The organism is Paenibacillus sp. NPDC058367 (assembly GCF_042723305.1).
In the GTDB taxonomy this organism is placed as follows: Bacteria; Bacillota; Bacilli; order Paenibacillales; family Paenibacillaceae; genus Paenibacillus_AQ.
The window spans coordinates 463,478-482,406 of sequence record NZ_JBHXIZ010000001.1 but is presented as its reverse complement, the minus strand read 5'-3'; the positions used below and the strand labels follow the sequence as shown (position 1 = coordinate 482,406).

The 18,929-nt window shown below is 42.4% G+C and carries 18 protein-coding genes; 11 read left to right on the top strand and 7 right to left on the bottom strand.

The window, feature by feature from the left end; all coding sequences use genetic code 11:
* The first annotated feature begins 19 nt into the window (after positions 1 to 19).
* From ACFWMP_RS02205 to ACFWMP_RS02195, 3 genes are all read left to right on the top strand, one after another.
* Positions 20 to 1,096: a Gfo/Idh/MocA family protein gene (locus ACFWMP_RS02205; protein WP_042187540.1), complete on the top strand. Its 1,077-nt coding sequence runs from the start codon at positions 20 to 22 to the stop codon at positions 1,094 to 1,096.
* 26 nt (positions 1,097 to 1,122) lie between these two features.
* Entirely contained in the window at positions 1,123 to 2,091 is a 969-nt protein-coding gene (locus ACFWMP_RS02200; RefSeq protein ID WP_042187542.1) for a sugar phosphate isomerase/epimerase family protein, read from the top strand.
* A gap of 97 nt (positions 2,092 to 2,188) precedes the next feature.
* Positions 2,189 to 2,446 carry a DUF2164 domain-containing protein gene (locus ACFWMP_RS02195; protein ID WP_042187544.1) on the top strand — a complete coding sequence of 86 codons (258 nt, stop codon included), beginning with the start codon at positions 2,189 to 2,191 and terminating at the stop codon, positions 2,444 to 2,446.
* Between the two features lie 20 nt (positions 2,447 to 2,466).
* Here ACFWMP_RS02195 and fabV read toward each other — a convergent pair whose 3' ends face one another.
* The gene (gene fabV / locus ACFWMP_RS02190; protein WP_042187546.1) at positions 2,467 to 3,657 is read right to left on the bottom strand and encodes an enoyl-ACP reductase FabV; all 1,191 of its coding nucleotides are present in this window, start codon (positions 3,655 to 3,657) and stop codon (positions 2,467 to 2,469) included.
* Between the two features lie 129 nt (positions 3,658 to 3,786).
* Between fabV and ACFWMP_RS02185 the strand changes: the two genes are divergently transcribed.
* The 3 genes from ACFWMP_RS02185 to abnB all read left to right on the top strand — a co-directional run bounded on the left by ACFWMP_RS02185 (position 3,787) and on the right by abnB (position 7,978).
* On the top strand, positions 3,787 to 4,749 hold the full coding sequence (locus ACFWMP_RS02185) for a phosphotransferase family protein (protein WP_379421801.1): 963 nt from the start codon (positions 3,787 to 3,789) through the stop codon (positions 4,747 to 4,749).
* A gap of 507 nt (positions 4,750 to 5,256) precedes the next feature.
* Positions 5,257 to 6,324 (top strand): ABC transporter ATP-binding protein, encoded by a 1,068-nt coding sequence (locus ACFWMP_RS02180; RefSeq protein ID WP_042187548.1) that lies wholly within the window; start codon positions 5,257 to 5,259, stop codon positions 6,322 to 6,324.
* Between the two features lie 187 nt (positions 6,325 to 6,511).
* The gene (abnB, locus tag ACFWMP_RS02175) at positions 6,512 to 7,978 is read left to right on the top strand and encodes an arabinan endo-1,5-alpha-L-arabinosidase AbnB (RefSeq protein ID WP_379421800.1); all 1,467 of its coding nucleotides are present in this window, start codon (positions 6,512 to 6,514) and stop codon (positions 7,976 to 7,978) included.
* A gap of 87 nt (positions 7,979 to 8,065) precedes the next feature.
* On the opposite strand, the gene fabF is transcribed toward abnB, so the two are convergent.
* On the bottom strand, positions 8,066 to 9,304 hold the full coding sequence (fabF, locus tag ACFWMP_RS02170) for a beta-ketoacyl-ACP synthase II (protein WP_042187551.1): 1,239 nt from the start codon (positions 9,302 to 9,304) through the stop codon (positions 8,066 to 8,068).
* A 124-nt stretch (positions 9,305 to 9,428) separates the two neighbouring features.
* Here fabF and ACFWMP_RS02165 point away from each other — a divergent pair, with 124 nt between their 5' ends.
* Positions 9,429 to 10,277 carry a helix-turn-helix transcriptional regulator gene (locus ACFWMP_RS02165; protein ID WP_339247564.1) on the top strand — a complete coding sequence of 283 codons (849 nt, stop codon included), beginning with the start codon at positions 9,429 to 9,431 and terminating at the stop codon, positions 10,275 to 10,277.
* Positions 10,278 to 10,383: 106 nt separating this feature from the next.
* Here ACFWMP_RS02165 and ACFWMP_RS02160 read toward each other — a convergent pair whose 3' ends face one another.
* Complete coding sequence (locus tag ACFWMP_RS02160; protein ID WP_042187555.1) at positions 10,384 to 11,553, bottom strand: MFS transporter; 1,170 nt, start codon at positions 11,551 to 11,553, stop codon at positions 10,384 to 10,386.
* Between the two features lie 186 nt (positions 11,554 to 11,739).
* On the opposite strand from ACFWMP_RS02160, the gene ACFWMP_RS02155 reads away from it, so the two are divergent.
* Together ACFWMP_RS02155 and ACFWMP_RS02150 are read left to right on the top strand one after the other, a co-directional pair.
* Positions 11,740 to 12,156, top strand: a complete 417-nt coding sequence (locus ACFWMP_RS02155; RefSeq protein WP_339247570.1) for a Clp protease/crotonase-like domain-containing protein — start codon at positions 11,740 to 11,742, stop codon at positions 12,154 to 12,156.
* 158 nt (positions 12,157 to 12,314) lie between these two features.
* Positions 12,315 to 13,079: an exodeoxyribonuclease III gene (locus tag ACFWMP_RS02150; RefSeq protein ID WP_379423475.1), complete on the top strand. Its 765-nt coding sequence runs from the start codon at positions 12,315 to 12,317 to the stop codon at positions 13,077 to 13,079.
* 66 nt (positions 13,080 to 13,145) lie between these two features.
* Here the strand turns inward: ACFWMP_RS02150 and ACFWMP_RS02145 are convergent, their stop codons facing one another.
* Both ACFWMP_RS02145 and ACFWMP_RS02140 read right to left on the bottom strand, forming a co-directional pair.
* The gene (locus ACFWMP_RS02145) at positions 13,146 to 14,588 is read right to left on the bottom strand and encodes a serine hydrolase domain-containing protein (protein ID WP_379421799.1); all 1,443 of its coding nucleotides are present in this window, start codon (positions 14,586 to 14,588) and stop codon (positions 13,146 to 13,148) included.
* 86 nt (positions 14,589 to 14,674) lie between these two features.
* The gene (locus tag ACFWMP_RS02140) at positions 14,675 to 15,772 is read right to left on the bottom strand and encodes a VanZ family protein (protein ID WP_379421798.1); all 1,098 of its coding nucleotides are present in this window, start codon (positions 15,770 to 15,772) and stop codon (positions 14,675 to 14,677) included.
* A gap of 164 nt (positions 15,773 to 15,936) precedes the next feature.
* Here ACFWMP_RS02140 and ACFWMP_RS02135 point away from each other — a divergent pair, with 164 nt between their 5' ends.
* Together ACFWMP_RS02135 and ACFWMP_RS02130 are read left to right on the top strand one after the other, a co-directional pair.
* Positions 15,937 to 16,308, top strand: coding sequence for a hypothetical protein (locus ACFWMP_RS02135; protein WP_379421797.1), 372 nt, complete (start codon positions 15,937 to 15,939; stop codon positions 16,306 to 16,308).
* A 166-nt stretch (positions 16,309 to 16,474) separates the two neighbouring features.
* Positions 16,475 to 17,707: an aminopeptidase gene (locus tag ACFWMP_RS02130; protein WP_339247577.1), complete on the top strand. Its 1,233-nt coding sequence runs from the start codon at positions 16,475 to 16,477 to the stop codon at positions 17,705 to 17,707.
* A 62-nt stretch (positions 17,708 to 17,769) separates the two neighbouring features.
* Here ACFWMP_RS02130 and ACFWMP_RS02125 read toward each other — a convergent pair whose 3' ends face one another.
* Positions 17,770 to 18,015: a hypothetical protein gene (locus tag ACFWMP_RS02125; protein ID WP_379421796.1), complete on the bottom strand. Its 246-nt coding sequence runs from the start codon at positions 18,013 to 18,015 to the stop codon at positions 17,770 to 17,772.
* A gap of 102 nt (positions 18,016 to 18,117) precedes the next feature.
* Complete coding sequence (locus tag ACFWMP_RS02120; RefSeq protein ID WP_379421795.1) at positions 18,118 to 18,867, bottom strand: DUF4303 domain-containing protein; 750 nt, start codon at positions 18,865 to 18,867, stop codon at positions 18,118 to 18,120.
* Between the last annotated feature and the right edge of the window lie 62 nt (positions 18,868 to 18,929).

The following is an 18,929-nucleotide window of genomic DNA, read 5'->3' as shown; positions in this document are numbered from 1 at the left end:
GGAAGTAGGAGTGGAAGTCATGAGCTCAAAGATACATTCCGTAGTCATCGTTGGCTTTGGTGGAATGGGAAGTTATCACGCGAAATTAATTAAGGAGACTAACTCTCTAGAAGTGGTAGGGACATACGACTTGCTTGAAGCACGTCGTGCGGACTCCATCAATGCTGGTTACAAGGTATATGAAAGTTATGAAGAAGTATTAGCAGATCCTGCAGTTGAGATTGTTCTTATTGCGACACCAAACGATGTACACAAAGAAATCGCTATACGTGCGCTACAAGCTGGCAAACATGTTATTTGTGAGAAGCCAGTCGCTATGTCCAAGGAAGAGCTTCAAGATATGCTGGATGCTGCGGATGCAGCAGGACGTGTGTTCATGGTACATCAGAACAGACGTTGGGATGAGGATTTCTTAACCATCAAAAAAATGTATGATCAAGAGACCATCGGTTCTTTGTTCCAGCTTGAATCTCGCGTACATGGAGCGAATGGTATTCCAGGAGACTGGCGCCATGTCAAGGCACAAGGTGGAGGAATGCTGCTAGATTGGGGCGTTCATTTATTAGATCAGCTCTTATTTATGATCGATAGCAAAGTCATCAGTGTGAGCAGCAGTCTGAGCTTTATTTTAGGCAATGATGTAGATGATGGCTTTGAAGCCATCCTGCAATTTGAGAATGGAATTAAAGCTATCGTTGAGGTTGGGACAACTAACTTTATTACGCTGCCTAGATGGTATGTGAAGGGTATTGAAGGAACGGGTATTATCGAAGATTGGTCTTTAACTGGACGTTTAGTAACCAGAAACAATGAAGGTGAAAAGATCGAACCTAAGCCTATACGTGCTGGTGTTGGATTAACCAAAACTATGGCGCCTCCTTCAGAAGGGGCTACGATTACAGAAGCTTTACCTCAACCTGCGGAGCTAGGCTCTAGCTTCTATGACAATTTCGCAGCCGTTATTGAGGGAACAGCAGAGCCAATCGTTAAGAATGCCGAAGTAATGCGTGTTCAGAATTTGATTGAAGCTATTTTTGAATCTGCTGAGAAGAACCAAGTAGTAAAAGACTTCGATATGTATGGTGAAGGTAAGTAAACTATTTGCAAAAGAGGTGACTTACAATGAAACTTGGAGTATTTATGGTCTTGTTTGGGGGTCGCAAGCTGGAGGATGCTCTTGATTATGTAGCGTCCAAAGGTCTAAAGGCGGTAGAGATTGGTACAGGAGGGAATCCTGGTAACAGCCATTGTGATCCTAAGATGCTTCTCGAGAATGAGACAGCATTGAAAGAATTCAAACATGCTGTGGAATCCCGTGGATTGACGATCAGTGCATTGAGCTGTCACGGAAATCCCCTACACCCACAAAAAGAGCTTGCCCAGAAGGATCATGAGGACTTTGTGAACTCGGTCAAATTGGCGCAGAAGCTAGGAGTTCCAGTCGTTAATACGTTCTCTGGCTGTCCAGGTGATCATGAGGGTGCCAAGTATCCGAACTGGCCGGTAGCTCCATGGCCAAATGATTATCAAGAAATTCTGGATTGGCAATGGGAAAATAAAGTGATTCCTTACTGGACTGAATGGGGAGCCTTTGCCGCAGAGCATGATGTGAAGGTTGGTCTTGAGCTGCACGGCGGATTCTCCGTTCACACACCTGCTACTCTACTGCGGTTGAGAGAAGCTGCAGGTGAAGTAATCGGAGCTAACCTTGATCCGAGTCATATGTGGTGGCAAGGAATTGATCCAGTGCAGGCAATTCATATTTTAGGCCGCCAAGGCGCAATTCATCATTTCCACGCTAAAGATACAGTTATTGATCCAGTCAATGTCAATATGCATGGCTTAACAGATATGCAATCCTATACCAAAATGCTTGACCGTGCATGGCAGTTCCGTTCGGTTGGCTTTGGACATGATCTTAAGACTTGGGCTGATATTATGAGTGCTCTTCGTTTGGTAGGATATGATTATGTGGTCAGTATTGAGCATGAAGATGGATTGATGTCTGTGGAAGAAGGCTTCTCCAAAGCTGTAAGTAACCTTCAACAAGTATTGATTGAGGAGCCACTAGCAGAAATGTGGTGGGTTTAGATTAAAGGGTGTAGATATAAGAAATGACGTGCGCAAGCACGTCATTTTTCCTGTATTAATAATCTGAATTTTAAACCATACAAATTGGAGGACGATCATGCAGCCGATAAAAATACAGAGAGAACACAAACTACAAATTACATCCAGCATTCAGGATTATTTTGAAACGGAGCTGTCTAGCGAAATTGGCCAATTAGCAAGTGAGAATCTTCTTGATTTTATGCTCAAAGAACTCTCACCTTATATTTATAATCAGGCACTGGCAGATGCCCGTAAAGTGATTGAGCAAAAGATGATTTCCATTGAAGAAGAATTGTATGCACTTGAGCAACCACTAACATCTGCTAGAAGATAGTCCGCAACATAATGTATTGTTTACCGCTGATTGGTAACCGTTACGTCTGGATCAGTCTCAGCTTCATAATCTACACCCTCAGTCTCAAATCCGAATAACTGGAAAAACTCCTGTTTGTAGCTTTCTAGATCTGTCAATTCATAGATATTGTCTGTCGTGAGTTTATCCCAGATTTGAGTCACTTGATCCTGTACATCCGGGGACATCTCCCAGTCATCGATTCGGATACGCCCTTCTTCGTCCACAGAAGTCCCTTCGATCGCATAAAGACGTTCTGCAAACAACCGATAGGTTTGCTCAATACAACCCTCATGAAGTCCTTTCTCTTTCATGACTTTGTATAGCGCAGAAGTGTACAGGGGGACGACAGGAATTGCTGAGCTAGACTGTGTGACCAGTCCTTTCGTAACTGCTACATAAGCTCGACCGTCTATACTAGATAGTTCATCGTTAAGAGTGTGTGCTGTTAATTCTAGATGATCTTTTGCGCGTCCAATCGTTCCCTTACGATATACAGACTGGGTAATCTCCGGCCCGATATATGAGAATGCGATGGTGGTGGCATGATCGGCCAAAGCTCCGGCTTGATGGAGAGCTTCAATCCAAAGCTGCCAATCGTCACCACCCATCACTCGAATGGTATCATCGATTTCTTTGTCTGTAGCAGGCTCAATAGAAATTTGACTAACTTCACCCGTATGAAAGTTTACGGTTTTATTAGTGTAGGTATCTCCTATAGGTTTAATTACGGAGTTATAAACTTCACCCGTCACAGGATCTGTTCGACGGGCAGAAGCAACGCTGTAGATGACTAGATCAACTTGTCCCAATTCACTGCGAATCAGCTGTATGGTTCTATCCTTAGTTTCTTTGGAGAAGGCATCACCGGTTACGCTGTAGGATTGAAGTCCAGCTTTCTCTGCAAGTTCCTCAAAGGCTGCTGAATTGTACCATCCAGCAGAGGCTGTACGGGCTCCATTGCTGCTGCTCTGGCGGTAGACGCCTACTGTGCTGGCTCCAGCCCCAAAGGCGGCTGTAATCCGTGAGGCGAGGCCATATCCTGTAGAGGCGCCAATGACAAGCACCTTGCGTGGTCCTTTGATCTCGGGTTGTGTCTGGATATATTCGATTTGCCGCTCTACTTGACGAGCGCAACCTTGCGGGTGTGCGGTAGTACAGATAAAGCCGCGTGTTCTAGGTTTAATAATCATGTTAATCGTTTCCTCTCTTTCATGAAAAGCAGGCTAATGAGACTCGTTTGTTCTAATTTTAACAATTTTCAATCAAATGGAGAAGGATTGTTTATCCTTTGATACTTATTTCATTATGGTGGTGAGATCTTGGAGAGCTTTACTAAAACAAAATTAACGACAGAGCAACAGAATGATTTGGTAGGTGTTACTTTTGGAAGCCATGTGAGCATTCAGCGAAGTACTGAACTGACAGGTGGCTATTTTAACGCAGCATATGACCTTTTATTATCAGATGGAAGAGACATGATTCTTAAGATAGCACCGTCAGCTGAAGCAGATACCCTTAGTTACGAGCATGATATTATGTCTGTAGAGGTTGAAGCGATGCGACTGATGAAGTCAAAAGGGACAGTACCTGTGCCTGAGGTATACGCTTATGATAACAGTAAAGAAATGATTTCAAGTGAGTTTTTTTTCATGGAGAAAATAGTTGGCCAGCCCTATAATGAAATTAAGGAAGCGCTAAGCTCGCAGCAGAGAATAAGTATTGAGGAAGAGTTAGGTCGTTATTCCCGTTTAATTAATGAAATTCCTGGTGAGCGTTTCGGATTATTTAGTGCGTCCACACCAGTAAAAGGAACTTCATGGCGGGAAACTTTTAAGCATTTGATAATGAATCTGCTTGAAGATGCACGTCGTTTAAAGGTAGAAATGCCCATTCCGTTAGAAACTGTTGAGGCAGAGATCAAAAGTCACTTACATGTTATGGACGTAGTCGTTGAGCCTCGTCTAATACATTGGGATTTATGGGATGGCAATGTGTTTGTGCGAGAGGGCCGCATTGTTGCATTGATTGATTGGGAACGGGCACTTTGGGGCGATCCACTTATGGAATATTATTTTCGCTATATTGAGAATTCAGAGCATTTCTGCAGAGGTTACGGGAATAGCTTCGACAGCCCAAACGAACATGCCCGTAAAAAACTCTACGACTTATATATCGACTTAATTTACTTCATCGAGTGTTATTCGCGTAAGTACGATAGCCAAGGTCACCTTGAGTGGGCGCATGATAATCTGCTTGAGGGCTGGAAGCGGTTCATGAATTAACACATTTTTGACACAACTACAACATGACAGATAGGGAGACTGAGCAACAGTAGGGGAGAATTCTTATATTTGAACGGCTGAGTGTACATATTGATACCGTAAGTTTGCTGTAGCCGCTGTCAATACTACGTTTGTTTCATGATCATTTATGCACAAATAGCATTGCTTACTGAAGTACATGACCATGTAACTTTTGCTTTGGTTGTATTATTCGTGTATATTTTGATAGTGGGCTTTAGAATCATGGCAGTATTCCTTCCATACCATTTATTGTATTTAGCAGTACCTAGTAGTTCTTCCTTATTCTCTATTTGCGTATTTTAAAGAGGAGCTATCGCAACTATTGAGCACGCAATAATTAGATCTAGTACTAAAGTGTGAGGTTAGCCGTATTTTTTTCAGAAAAATCTTGACTAGAACCCTTAAAACTAGATAAAATAATACTTATTGCTTACAACATGCTGAGAATCATTATCATAATTGACGAGGAAATGAGAGGGTGACAAGATGGAGCGCCTTTTAGAGGTAAAAGACTTAGCGATATCATTCAAAACACACGGCGGAGAGGTACAAGCGATCCGTGGTGTTAGCTTCCATGTAGATAAAGGTGAAACTCTAGCGATTGTTGGGGAGTCAGGTTCGGGTAAAAGTGTAACCTCACAAGCGGTTATGAAGCTAGTTCCTACACCACCAGGAGAATATAAACGCGGACAGATTCTATTCGATGGACAAGATTTGATTGGCAAGACAGAGAAGCAGATGCAGAAGATCCGCGGTAAAGAGATCGGTATGATCTTCCAAGATCCGATGACCTCTCTGAACCCAATGATGAAGGTCGGCAGACAAATTACTGAAGTGCTGCTTAAACATGAGAACATCTCCAAGGCTGATGCGAATAAACGTGGGATTGAGCTTCTCAATCTTGTAGGTATTCCTTCTCCAGAACGTCGTTTCAATCAATATCCACATGAATTCAGTGGTGGTATGCGTCAACGTGTTGTTATTGCAATGGCACTTGCTGCGAACCCTAAGCTTCTGATTGCGGATGAGCCGACTACTGCGCTCGACGTAACCATCCAAGCACAAATCCTTGATTTGATGAAGGAATTGCAGAAGAAGATTGATACGGCTATTATTTTTATCACCCATGATCTCGGGGTTGTAGCAAGAATGGCAGATCGTGTAGCTGTAATGTATGCTGGACAAATTGTTGAAATGGGAACAGCGGAAGAGATCTTCTACGATCCAAGACACCCATACACTTGGGGCTTGCTAGCTTCCATGCCAAGTCTAGAGAGCAAAGGATCTTTGCTAACAGCAATTCCTGGTACTCCTCCAGATTTGATCAAACCGCCTAAGGGCGATGCTTTCGCACTACGTTCCACTTACGCTATGCAAATCGATATGGAGAAAGAGCCTCCAATGTATAAGGTTTCGGATACCCATATGGTGAAGTCTTGGCTAATGCATCCGATGGCTCCTAAGGTGGAACCGCCGGCAGTTGTTAAGAACAGACAACGTGTGCTTAAGAATGCTTATCCAGAGCCAGTTTTGGTACAAGAAGGCGCTAATTAAAGAGATTATTTTACGTAAAATATAAAAGAAACGTCAGGCCATTTCGATGGCTTGGCGTTTTTTTATGTGTATGAATGTTCACTATTATTTAAATGAATATGAATTAATACGAACTTAGTTAAATAAAAGGATTGACTATTGTTTGTTTTCGTTTCAAAATGAAAAGGCATACATAGGAGGTATAACGATGAGAAAAGCAATTATGACTACAATGATCAGCGTTTCATTATTAGCAGTAACCGCGTGCAATGACAATTCAGCTAGTTCCAGCAACACAAATAACGTAGCTGACTCTGCCCAGCCTGTCTTCAAAAATGTATCTGTACATGATCCGTCGATCATTATGACAGATAACAAATACTATGTGTTCGGCTCTCATTTAGCATCTGCTAAATCAAATGATCTGATGTCTTGGACTCAGCTGTCCTCTGGGGTGGTAGAAGGAAACGTTCTCATTCCTAATGTCAAAGAGGAGTTTGCTGAAGCATTAAAATGGGCACAGACGGATACCTTATGGGCACCCGATGTTATCCAATTGGCGGATGGCAAATACTATATGTATTACAATGCTTGTAAAGGGGATTCCCCGTTGTCTGCACTCGGCATAGCTGTGTCGGACAATATTGAGGGACCTTATAAGAATAAAGGAATCATTCTGAAGTCAGGTATGATGGGCAAGGGTGATGATGGAGAAATATATGATGCCACTCAAAAGCCGAATGTAGTAGATCCGGATGTGTTCTTTGATAAAGAAGGGAAGCTGTGGATGGTCTATGGCTCTTACTCCGGTGGTATTTTTATTATGGAACTAGATGCGAATACAGGCTTCCCGCTGCCAGATCAAGGTTATGGCAAAAAGCTTTTGGGTGCGAACCATGCTCGGATAGAAGCTCCATATGTGCTGTACAGTCCGGAAACGGATTACTACTATCTGTTCCTATCCTACGGTGGTCTGGCTGCAGACGGTGGATATAACATCCGTGTAGCTCGTTCAAAGGCGCCTGATGGACCTTTCGAAGATTCTGAGGGTCAAGATATGATTAATGCACAAGGATCGCCATCCGTATTGTTCGATGATCAAGCATATGCTCCTTATGGAGTGAAGCTAATGGGGAATTTCGAATTCTTGAATACAGATGACGAGCTGCCAGTGAGTGGAGAAGGATATGTATCACCAGGTCATAACTCAGCGTTTTATGATGAAGAGAATGGCAAGTATTATCTGATCTTCCATACACGGTTCCCGAATCGTGGAGAAAAGCATGAGGTAAGAGTTCATCAGATGTTTATGAACAGTGAGGGCTGGCCGGTTGTAGCCCCGCACCGCTATGGCGGAGAGAGCATAGAGAAATACACAAAAGAGCAAATTTCAGGCGAATATAAATATGTAAACCATAACAAAGACATTTCGGCTGATATCGTGCAGTCGGAGCTGATTGAATTCACTAAGAGCGGTAAGATTAAAGGAGCAGTAAAAGGGAAATGGAAGCTTATTGATGATCATACTGCTGAGCTTACCATTGACGGTTCTACTTATAATGGGGTGTTCCTGAAAGAGTGGAATGAAGCAACAGCTAGTAACGTTATGACGTTTACTGCGGTTTCCAAGGAAGGTATCTCTATCTGGGGGAGCCACGTATCAACGATGGAATAACAGATTTTTTTGAAATTGGCAGTAGAAACGGGGTTCCAATTAGTCCTAAGAATGACTAAGTCGGAACCCCGTTTTATGGATGATTGGTCAATCTTCAAACTTTCGAATCACAATGACAGCATTATGCCCACCGAAACCAAAGGAGTTAGACATACCTATAGTAAGATCAGATTTTCGCGCAATGTTCGGGACATAATCTAAATCACAGATGGAATCTTTGACCTCCTGATTAATGGTAGGTGGGATGATTCCTTCTTGAATGCTCTTAATAAGGGCAATGGCTTCTAGGCCACCAGCCGCCCCTAAGGCGTGTCCAGTCATGGACTTATTAGCGGTTACGGGAATCTGGTAGGCTTGATCACCGAATAACTTCTTTATCGCAAGGGTCTCAGAGCGGTCACCTACTACTGTACTCGTGGCATGAGCACTAATTACATCCACCTCTTCGGGCTGGAGATTAGCTTCATTCAGGGCCAGCTTCATCGCTTGATAAGCACCAATTCCTTCTGGATGGGTGGCGACCATATGATAGGCATCAGAGCTGGCACCATAACCGATAACCTCTCCGTGAATCTTGGCGTTTCTACGCTGCGCATGAGAAAGTGACTCCAAAATAACTATTCCGCCACCTTCACCGATAACAAATCCGTCACGTTCCCCGTCAAAAGGCCGACTCGCCTTAATCGGCTCCTCATTTCGAGTGGATAAGGAGGTGGCATTGCCGAAACTGGCTAAAGAGATTTCAGTAATGGCTGCTTCTGATCCACCAGCAATTACGATGTCGGCACCTCCATAACGGATCAACCGGAAGGCTTCACCGATTGCCGTATTTCCAATAGAGCAGGCAGTTACTGGAGACATTGTAGGACCTAAAGCTCCTAATTTAATGCTGATCATCGCCGCAGCCATATTAGAGATCATCATGGGAATTAAAGTGGGGCTGACCCGATCTGGTCCGCGGCCCTTTAGCACATTCCCTTGTTCCATCAAGGTTTGAATTCCACCAACGCCTGATCCTACATAAACCCCGAGACGTTCCTTGTCAATCTTATCAAGCTGTAGACCGGAATGTGTCCAGGCATCTTCAGCGGCTGCCAGAGCGAACTGACTAAATCTATCCATTCTGCGTGCTTCTTTACGGCCAAATCTGGCCTCCGCATCGAAATCATGCACGACTCCCGCGATCTTTGTCTTAAAGTTAGAGGTATCAAATGAAGTGATTGGGGAAATACCCGACTCACCAGAAACTAGACGATCCCAGAATTGTTCTATTGTATTTCCAAGGGGCGAGATTAAGCCCATACCTGTAATAACTACGCGTTCCATAATGAACCTCCTCAAGAAGTGTATATAGGTATTTTTCCACTTATTTTATCCTATTACAAGTTATCGTTTATCCTAGTATAATTTGTACTATACTAAAGAATGTAACAGAGAGGAGAGGAAGCGTATGGCTAATCAGACGAGGTTGCAGGCATTATCAGATTTCTTAAAAGCACGCCGTGCTGCGATCTCACCCAGCTCTGTTGGACTGCCAGAAGGCACACGCAGGAGAACGCCTGGACTTCGCAGGGAAGAAGTTGCACAGTTAGCGGGGGTAAGCAGTACCTGGTATACGTGGCTAGAACAGGGCAGGGATATTAAAGTATCTTCGTCTGTTCTGGACTGTATTGCGACTGCCCTAAAGCTAACTAATGATGAGCGGAAATATCTTTTTGCACTAGCACTAGAGACTGGAACAGGGAACGTTCTATTTCAGCAAGAGGAATCCTCAGTAATTAGTCCTTCTCTACAGAAAATTTTACAGGAGCTTAAGACTTGTCCTACGATTATTTCAGACCGACGTTGCGGGATTGTAGGTTGGAATGAGGCTGCAGCACATGTGTTTCTAGATTTCTCTAAGCTGCCCATCGAGGAGAGAAACATGATTCGTTTGTTATTTGTTCGTAAGGAGTTCAGACGTTTAGCTGTAAATTGGGAACAATTCGTAAGTGGTTATCTATCCATCTTCAGAGCGTATTACGGACAATATGTAGAGGATCGTTGGTACGATGAATTCATAGAGGAATTAAAGGGACTGCATCCAGCGTTTAATGAAATGTGGGAAAAAAGTCGTGTAAGTTCTGCTCCAGATGTGCTATTGGAATTCAGACATGCCAAAGCAGGGAAAATGTTATTTCATTTAACCTCACTACAGGTTCAAGGCAGCACAGATTTACGTTGTAGTATTTATACACCTGCCGCAGATTCAAATACTGAAATCAAACTGAAACAGCTTATGGAGCAGCATAAAGAATGACTTAGGTAGAAGTTCATAAAAAAGCATCTCTAGCTGAATTATCAACTAGAGTGCTGCGAACAACAGTGCATGAATTTGAAGTGTAAGACTATTGAATGTTGGAAGATTAATGAGTGGCTATATTCTTTTTATTAGCGTGTTTACTTCCATAGATTCTGTACAATATCAATCCGAACAGCATACCGATAAATGACATCACGGAAATTGTTAAATAAAGGACCTTACCTCCAAAGGCTTCATATAATGCTCCACCTGCATAAGAGGCGAGAATTCCTGATACACCGAAGAACAGTAACGCCAACACAGTTTGACCCGTAGCACGCCATTCCACAGGCACAATACTATATAGATACTGAATAGCTGCAGAGTAGAATACCGGGAAGGTAAGGATTTGTAGAATCTGTAGATAAGCTAATAAATGCGGATCCAAAATCCAGGCCGAAATAAAGAATCGAAGAAAATAAAAGGCTCCAGAAATCGAAATAATGATTAGCTCTTTTCCTTTGCGCAGCCACCAAAAGCTTAAGGCGAACACAATAATTTCACTCATTGCGGCGATAAAGAACGATTGACCAACTAATTCAGGACTGCCACCAAGCTCGCGAATATAAACTCCAAGGAAGGTATCGTTCATTCGTGCGGGAACGGAGCTAATAAATATGAGTACTAGAAATAGCAGTGTTTCTTTGTTACTAAGAAAATGCTTCAGGCTGTCAAGTGTGACCGGTTTACCGGTCACCGGAGCATCTGGCATGAACCAGCTGACTACGAAGCTTGTAAGACTAATCGCGACGAACAGCAAGGCCATCCCTTGTGAACCGAAATAACTCATCACATAACCTGTGAGTAGGGCCATAACACCGTACCCTAACGCACCGTATGTACGTATCGAACCATAACTAATTCCAGCTGCCTCAGAGATTCGGAAATTCAGGCTTTCAGCTAGCGGATCGATAGGCATTAAGAAGAAATAGAGCAGCATCGCAAAAAGAATAAGTCGCACGTAGCTGCTAGAATCGAATAAAAAGTATCCCGTTACCGCAGAGCATAACAACAGAATTAACAGCACTTTGCGGATCGTTCTTGTTTTGTCACTGATCATCCCCCATAAGGGTTGAGCAATAATGGTAACAAACCCTCCAGTACCAATAATGAATCCAATTTGCGCCGGGTTAAGACCCTGCTCCCCTAAATAGACTGGCAGAAAAGGAATAAACATAGCCAGCAACGCAAAATACAAAAAGTTAAACCCTCGTAATAGTGTTGGTGCATTCATAAGTCTCTTTACCTCACGTATTTAATAATATTTGTATAGTGTCAATTTGGTTATTGTATCACGGATGTTGAATGATTAGGATATAAATCTATGATAAAAATATACTATTCTCCCATATGATATATCCATTCAAGGTTCAGTTCATTTTCATAGAATGTTGTATAACCTTGAAAGGAAGTGTTAAGAATGGCGTCAATTATTGATTATGGTTCTACGTTTTTAACTGTTGATGGTCCAGTATTGGCGGTTGGTGTTGGTCAAGGAATAACTACTACCTCTGTATTTCTTGATCCGGCTAATCCTGCAACTTATCGTTCGAGAGTTGAGCTAAAAGCGAGTTTCGGTGTTGATAGTTTTTCATTTACAGATGATATTCGCGTAGATATTTACAGAGGTGCTACAAAAGTATACAGTAGCCCGCTCAATCGATTCTTCGAACCTGGTAACAACCTTCAGATTGTAAACGTGCTTGCTGTGGATGGTGGACTGCCGGGAACCCAAATTTATACACTGGGTGTTCTATTTGCTAATAGTAATAATGCTGGAAGTTTAATTCAAATAAAAGGCCCAATTACATTCACAGCTACAGCCATTGGTCTATAAGTTAGCTAGCGTATGAATTAACCAAAAGCTGCACCAATTCTCCGCAATGGAGAGAGGTGCGGCTTTTGCTGCTATACATATCCCGTCAGCTCACTATAGTGATATAATAACCGCAGTAATAGTATAACTAAAGCAAAATGCAAGGAGAAAAGCCGATGATAAAGCTGGTATCATGGAATGTTAATGGCCTTCGGGCATGTGTCAAAAAAGGGTTTAATGACTATTTCAAAGAAGTAGATGCGGATATCTTCTGTGTTCAAGAAACAAAGCTTCAGGAAGGGCAAATTACACTGGAGCATGGCGAAGAATACGATCAATATTGGAATTACGCAGTGAAGAAGGGCTATTCCGGTACGGCAATATTCACTAAAATCAAGCCGATCTCTGCGAGATATGGGATGGAAGAAGATGAAGAAGCAGAAGGCCGGATCATTACATTAGAGTTCGAACATTTTTATCTGGTCAACGTCTATACGCCTAATGCCAAACGAGATCTGTCTCGATTGGCATATAGGATGGAATGGGAGGACCGTTTCCGTAATTATCTCTTAGAACTGGACAAGCGTAAACCAGTTGTTGTCTGTGGAGACCTAAATGTTGCCCATGAAGATATTGATATCAAGAATGCAAAGGCTAACCGTGGGAACTCCGGTTTTACGGATGAAGAGAGAGGGAAAATGAGTACACTGCTTGATTCGGGCTTCATAGATACGTTCAGATATCTTCACCCGGAGCTTGAGGGAGTGTATTCATGGTGGTCTTATATGCCGAAGGTGAGAGAGCGGAATGTGGGCTGGCGAATTGATTATTTCTTAGCTTCTTCTAGACTTGCACCTAATGTAATTGATGCCCAAATTGATTGTCAGATCATGGGTAGTGATCATTGCCCAGTCATGTTGAAGCTAGCTGATTTTTCGGAATAAAAAAAGGGATATAAGGCCGCTAAGTTCCTGCATAGGACGAAGCGGCCTTTCTATTATTAACTATACCTATTGTATTCTTCCGATAATATCATCGAATTCAAGCGGTCCCATATTCACATTAATCCGCTGTTTAAGGATTAGCATGTTCTCTAGAATTTTAATATCAAGTGTAATTAAGAAAGGCATTTCAACAAATAGCAAGGACAACTGAAGTTGATCTTCTGCAGTCCAAGTAAAGCTGGACATAATCCGGTTCATGGAAGGCTCCAGGATGAGTGCAAAGCTTTCGAGCCATTGTCCTCGGCCTAATCGGATGACATTCTTTTCACCAAGTTTAGTTATTAAAGTAACTTCAGCTTCATCATTGTTGAAAGAGATAGAGATAGTAGCTAGTGAAAATTGGTTGTCATCGAGTGTATAGGTTATACCATTCAATTGATCTTCTTGAAAAGATGACCGCTGCAATTGTGGAGGGTCTATCGATAAGTTTTTTAATTGGTCTGCCAATTTGGCTGTTAATGCTTGTTCTTCCAGAAGAGGGACATCTTTCATATTGGGTAATAAATGCTCCCACACTGCATTCAAAATACCTTGAATACTATTTGAAGCGGCAGTAATAGCAATTACCGCATCCTGATCAGGAAGAACAACGCAGAGTTGTCCGAATGCGCCATCGGCGCGGTAGGCTCCGTGTTGGCATCTCCAGAATTGATAACCATATCCGAGCGCCCAGTCATGATCGCCTTCGCCATTGGAAATGTGTTTGGAAGTTGCCTCATTAATCCACTGTTCAGGCAGGATTCGTTGATTATTCCAGATCCCTTTTTGTAAGTAAAGCTGGCCGAATTTAGCGATATCCTCTGTGGTAATGCTTAAGCCAAATCCCCCCGTGTTAATTCCACGTGGACAAGACTGCCAAGTTGCTCCGTGAATACCGAGCGGAGCGAACAGACGCGGTTCTAGATATTCTAGCAGTGTTTGGCCAGTAACTCGTTGAAGGATCGCGGACAGCATGTAAGTGGCGCCGGTATTATATAGGAAATGTGTACCTGGTTGTTTCTCCACTGGGACTGAGAAGAAAGCTTTAACCCAATTCCCGTCTGCACTTTTATGAAGTGTGTCCATAGTATCCACGACATGCCCGGTACCCATCATCAATAGATGTCTGATTGTCATGTTGGATAGATTGTCAGTGATAGTCGCAGGAGCCTCTTCAGGGAAGAAGGAGATGACTGAATTGTCGAGTGTGATTAGTTTTTCTGTGACCGCAATCCCGATTGCCGTTGAGGTGAAGCTTTTGCTAAGGGAAAATAGCATATGTGGAAGATCGGACTTATAAGGAGACCACCAGCCTTCAGAGACCACATACCCATGCCTAAGGAGCATGAAGCTATGCAGACCTAAGCTTTGCGTCTCTACTGCATCAATAAAGCTGGATATTGCGGCTGATGATATGCCCTGCTCTTCTGGAAGACTTCTAGACAACTGCAAGCTACTTGTAGTTTCCATTCATTCATCTCCTAAATTTTGAGAATCCTTGCCTTCCTATTTTATAATAATTTCCATTGTATAAATACTATATAAAATGAAGATTTTTAATCCTCTAAAGAGCTGCTGTTGGAGGCATCGGTATGCAATCTTTTCTCAGGCCATGAAATAACATGCGAGGTTCGGCTTAATTTCTCATAGATTAGCTGGTCATCTTTTTTGAATACCTTAATGATTAAATGAATAAAGAAAACTAAATCGACCAGTAGAACAATGAGGTAAGCGGCCGTTCTCAATGGTGAAGATAGAAGCCCTGTCACATCAGAATCGATAACAAGCGCGTGAAGTCCAAGTAATATCCAATATAGTAGACCATATCGGATCATAAGCGCCCAGAAAGAAGCTCGATTACCTTTGCTCGTCACCCGAATACGTACAATCCATTTGCCTAAGGTCCGCCCACCAGTGAAAGCTGGAATCAGGATGAAGTAAATCCCTGTTACAATCCAGAAAGCACTTTTTATATCGAATCCATAAAGTACACCAAACCCGATGATCCACACCATACTATCGATGAAAAAAGCAATCCCTCTGCGGGTATAGGAGACTCTTTTGGCAGAACGGTCGATATTCGTATCCAGTTGTTCTATGCGTGGCAGTAACCCGTTTATCCAGATAGAAATTCGGAATCCAAAGATCCCTCCCAGCGTGTTGGTTATAAGATCATCGACATCAAATAGACGGTAGGGATGATCAAAAAAGCCGTAGATGCCTGTAACCTGAGTGACCTCAAAAGATAACGAAAGTATGAAAGACAAGAGAATACACATTCCCCAGCGCGTTCGGAAATAGTAGCCCAGAAACAATCCAAACGGCACGGTCAAAGCGATGTTAAATATCACCTGTAAAAAAGCAGGCTCGCGCAGTAATGACCAATACGTTGAAATCTGATCAGGTATGATCTTAGAACCATCTATAATATCTTGTATGAATTGAAGAGGGACGAGCTGCATCATACTTCCCGAAGGTGCCATATTATGTCTTGAGGAAGGCATCGGAAGCAAAACGAGAAAATAAGCGTTCATCAGATAGAGCAGCAATAAGTATAGGATTAAAGCTCTAAGCTTATGGATGTAGCCGTGTCTACGGTATTGAACGATTAGAAAAGGGAGTGTGAAGATCAATGCCGCTATAGGAAACATCATAAAGGCATAAGAAATTGGGAAAAAGTAAGAATGAAACATAAGTCACCTGCCGAATCATTGTTTTTTGAGGAATAAGTAGTCTGCTGCAAACTAGCGTTCCCGGCTCATTATAAAATTTTATGATAGGGAACTCAACTTATTTATTTAGCGCTTCCGGCATACATATGTCTATAGAGGAGCGTGAAGTGATGGAGAAAAAGGTACAGCAGTATTATCGACTGAAGCAAAAGCAAAAGGAAATTGAAAAAGAATTGGCAGAGCTTCGGCAGGATATTCTAAGCTATTGTAGTGAGCAGGGGGCTACCGAGACTGAAATCGGAAGCTACAAAGTGAAGCTAGTGATGCAAAATCGCAAAGAATATGATGATCTCAAGTTATATGAAACCCTATCAGACCCCGAAGTGTGGCGTATGCTTTCCAAATCAGATCCCGCGAAGATAGCAAGTTTGACCAAGCTTAACGTAATCTCTGAGGACAAGATAATGCATACCTATTCTTTAAAGACGGTAACGTTACTGCAAGTGGATAAAAAATAAGGATTTACGTGAGCGGTTCCTTTCATGGGGGCCGCTTTATTATATCGAATCGCAACTCTTAGCATTTTGCGTTAAAATAAGAAGTGAAGCTGACCGTCTGCTGTTAAGGAGCTCCGGTGCTTTGGTGCGACAGTAAAGCAACCATAGAGATGGAGGAAGAGAATTCATGAAAGATTTTGATGTCATGTTAGAGAAATATGCGAACCTGGTTGTAAAAGTAGGGGTAAATGTACAACCTGGACAAGTTTTAATGGTGCATGCACCTATTGAAACGGCAGAGCTTACTCGCTTGATTGTAGGTAAAGCCTATGAAGCAGGTGCTAAATATGTAATTGTTGATTGGGACGATGAGGCGACTACACGTATTCGTTACGAAAAAGCCCCAGAAGATTCCTTCGATTACTATCCACAGTGGCAAGCAGAAATGATGGAGAAGTTTGCGGAAGAGAACGGCGCCATCTTACATATTAAAGTACCAGATCCGGAATTGTTCAATGGTATTGATTCTTCCAAAGTGTCAAGAGCAGTTAAAGCGGCAGCTGTTGCTCGCAAAAACTACTCCAAATATACTCGTAATAGCAAAATTAGCTGGTCTCTCGTTAAGGCTCCAACGCGTGCTTGGGCGAACAAGGTGTTTGCTGATCTTCCAGAGGAAGAGCGAGTAGAGGCTATGTGGGAAGCGGTGTTCCAGATGAATCGTGTAGGTAGCGAGGATCCAGTTGCCGCATGGAGAGAGCATATCGGTCAATTGAAAGAAAGTCAGGATAGAATGAACGCTAAGCGTTATAAAAGCCTGCATTACCGCGCTCCGGGAACGGATCTGCATGTGGAGCTTCCAGAAGGACATTTATGGCGTGGAGGCGGCGGAGAGAATGATAAAGGCGTGTATTTCGTGGCTAATATGCCAACGGAAGAGATCTATTCCATGCCACATCGTACAGGTGTGAATGGTACCGTTAGAAGCACACTTCCATTGAATCTGAACGGACGTTTGGTAGAAGGCCTTTCCTTCACTTTTAAAGATGGAAAAGTAGTAGCATATGAAGCTGAATCCGGACGTGAGCATTTGACTTCGCTGCTGGCAACCGATGAAGGTGCATCCTATTTAGGAGAAGTGGCTTTAGTGCAGCATGATTCTCCAATCTCTCGCTTGAACCGAATTTTCTACAATACAGGGATTGATGAGAATGCCTCCTGCCATTTCGCGTTGGGAAGTGCTTATCCTGTCAATATTGAAGGCGGCACAAAGCTTACGAATGAAGAGCTTGTCGCACGAGGTGCTAATGTCAGCTTAACGCATGTCGATTTTATGATTGGTTCAGCTGAGCTGGATATTGACGGAGAATTGGCGGATGGTACGATTGAGCCGGTATTCCGTAAAGGGAATTGGGTGCTATAAGTGAAAATAAGGCCGTAATGATCCCTTGGGGGGAGGGTTACGGCCTTTTCTTTTGAGAATATTTATAAATTTATTACAGCGTTTATTTCGCGCAAAGCGTCTTCCAGATCTTCGCCTCTTTCATTCATTCGGTTTGCTAGCTGCTTACAATCATCAAGTTGTTGCTTTGTTAGCGGTCCTGCAAAATGCAGCGCTTCAATATAGTAATAAATGAAGTAATAATTCTCAATTTCAATGATCTCCAAATCTATTAAGGGATATAAACGTTGGATGCATTCCTGAGCCAGTGCATTTTCAAGATGCTCCATTTGTATGAACACTTCTAGGTCAGACTTCCCGTAAATATATGGAATCGTGTCACTGTAGCTGCTAAGAACTGCGTCGGACCAATAATCTAAATATTCAGTGACTTAGAAATGCTGATTCTGCAACATCAGCTCTCGAAATTGTAAATCTTTTGCATGTTCAAATGGAAAAATCTTTGCGAATAAAGCAGGTTCGATGGTTTTTGGCATCACAATACTGTAATCTAAGTCATTGTTCCCTGTGGAAGCAAAGGCAATAAAGTCTTCAGTTGTATTTAATGACTGAAGCTCACCCTCAGTGATCAAACGCTGCATTGCTTTTAGCGTCAGCAGATAATACCCCATTTTAATAATCCCTTCTTCAAAGGCGATGATAGGTTGATCCTCCGTGTTAAAGAGAAAATCTTCTTCTGGATAAGTTGTCAGATCTGCTAGTTGGGTAAAATAATTCAAGATCTTATCGTCTTCAAGCCATAAGTGGTACCGAAAATCCCCCTGATTATATTTCAACCAGTTTATTGAACGTTCATCTCGATCCTTTGGATTTCTCTCCAAAGCCCGCTGGAAACCTTCAAGGGTATTTAGATAGATGTTGATGTTATAAAACTCATCAGCTTGAAGAATAAAAACATAGACATCTTTATTGTCAGGTCCACTCGCGAAAGAAGAAATGACTGCTTTACTGTTCTTAACGAGAGTATTTACAAAACTTTCAGCTGTAACAATTTCGATATGATTAGGTTTAGTGGGACTAAATTTTGCTCTGTTTCCATCATATAAAAGATAGTAACCTTCTTGGTGGAACGGAGTTCTCTCTTCAAGCACACGTCCAAGCTGTGAATAAAATGTATTCATGTCTATTCTTCTTTCTACTATGATTTAAATGAATGATTCGACAATTTCTTCTTTTTTCCTCT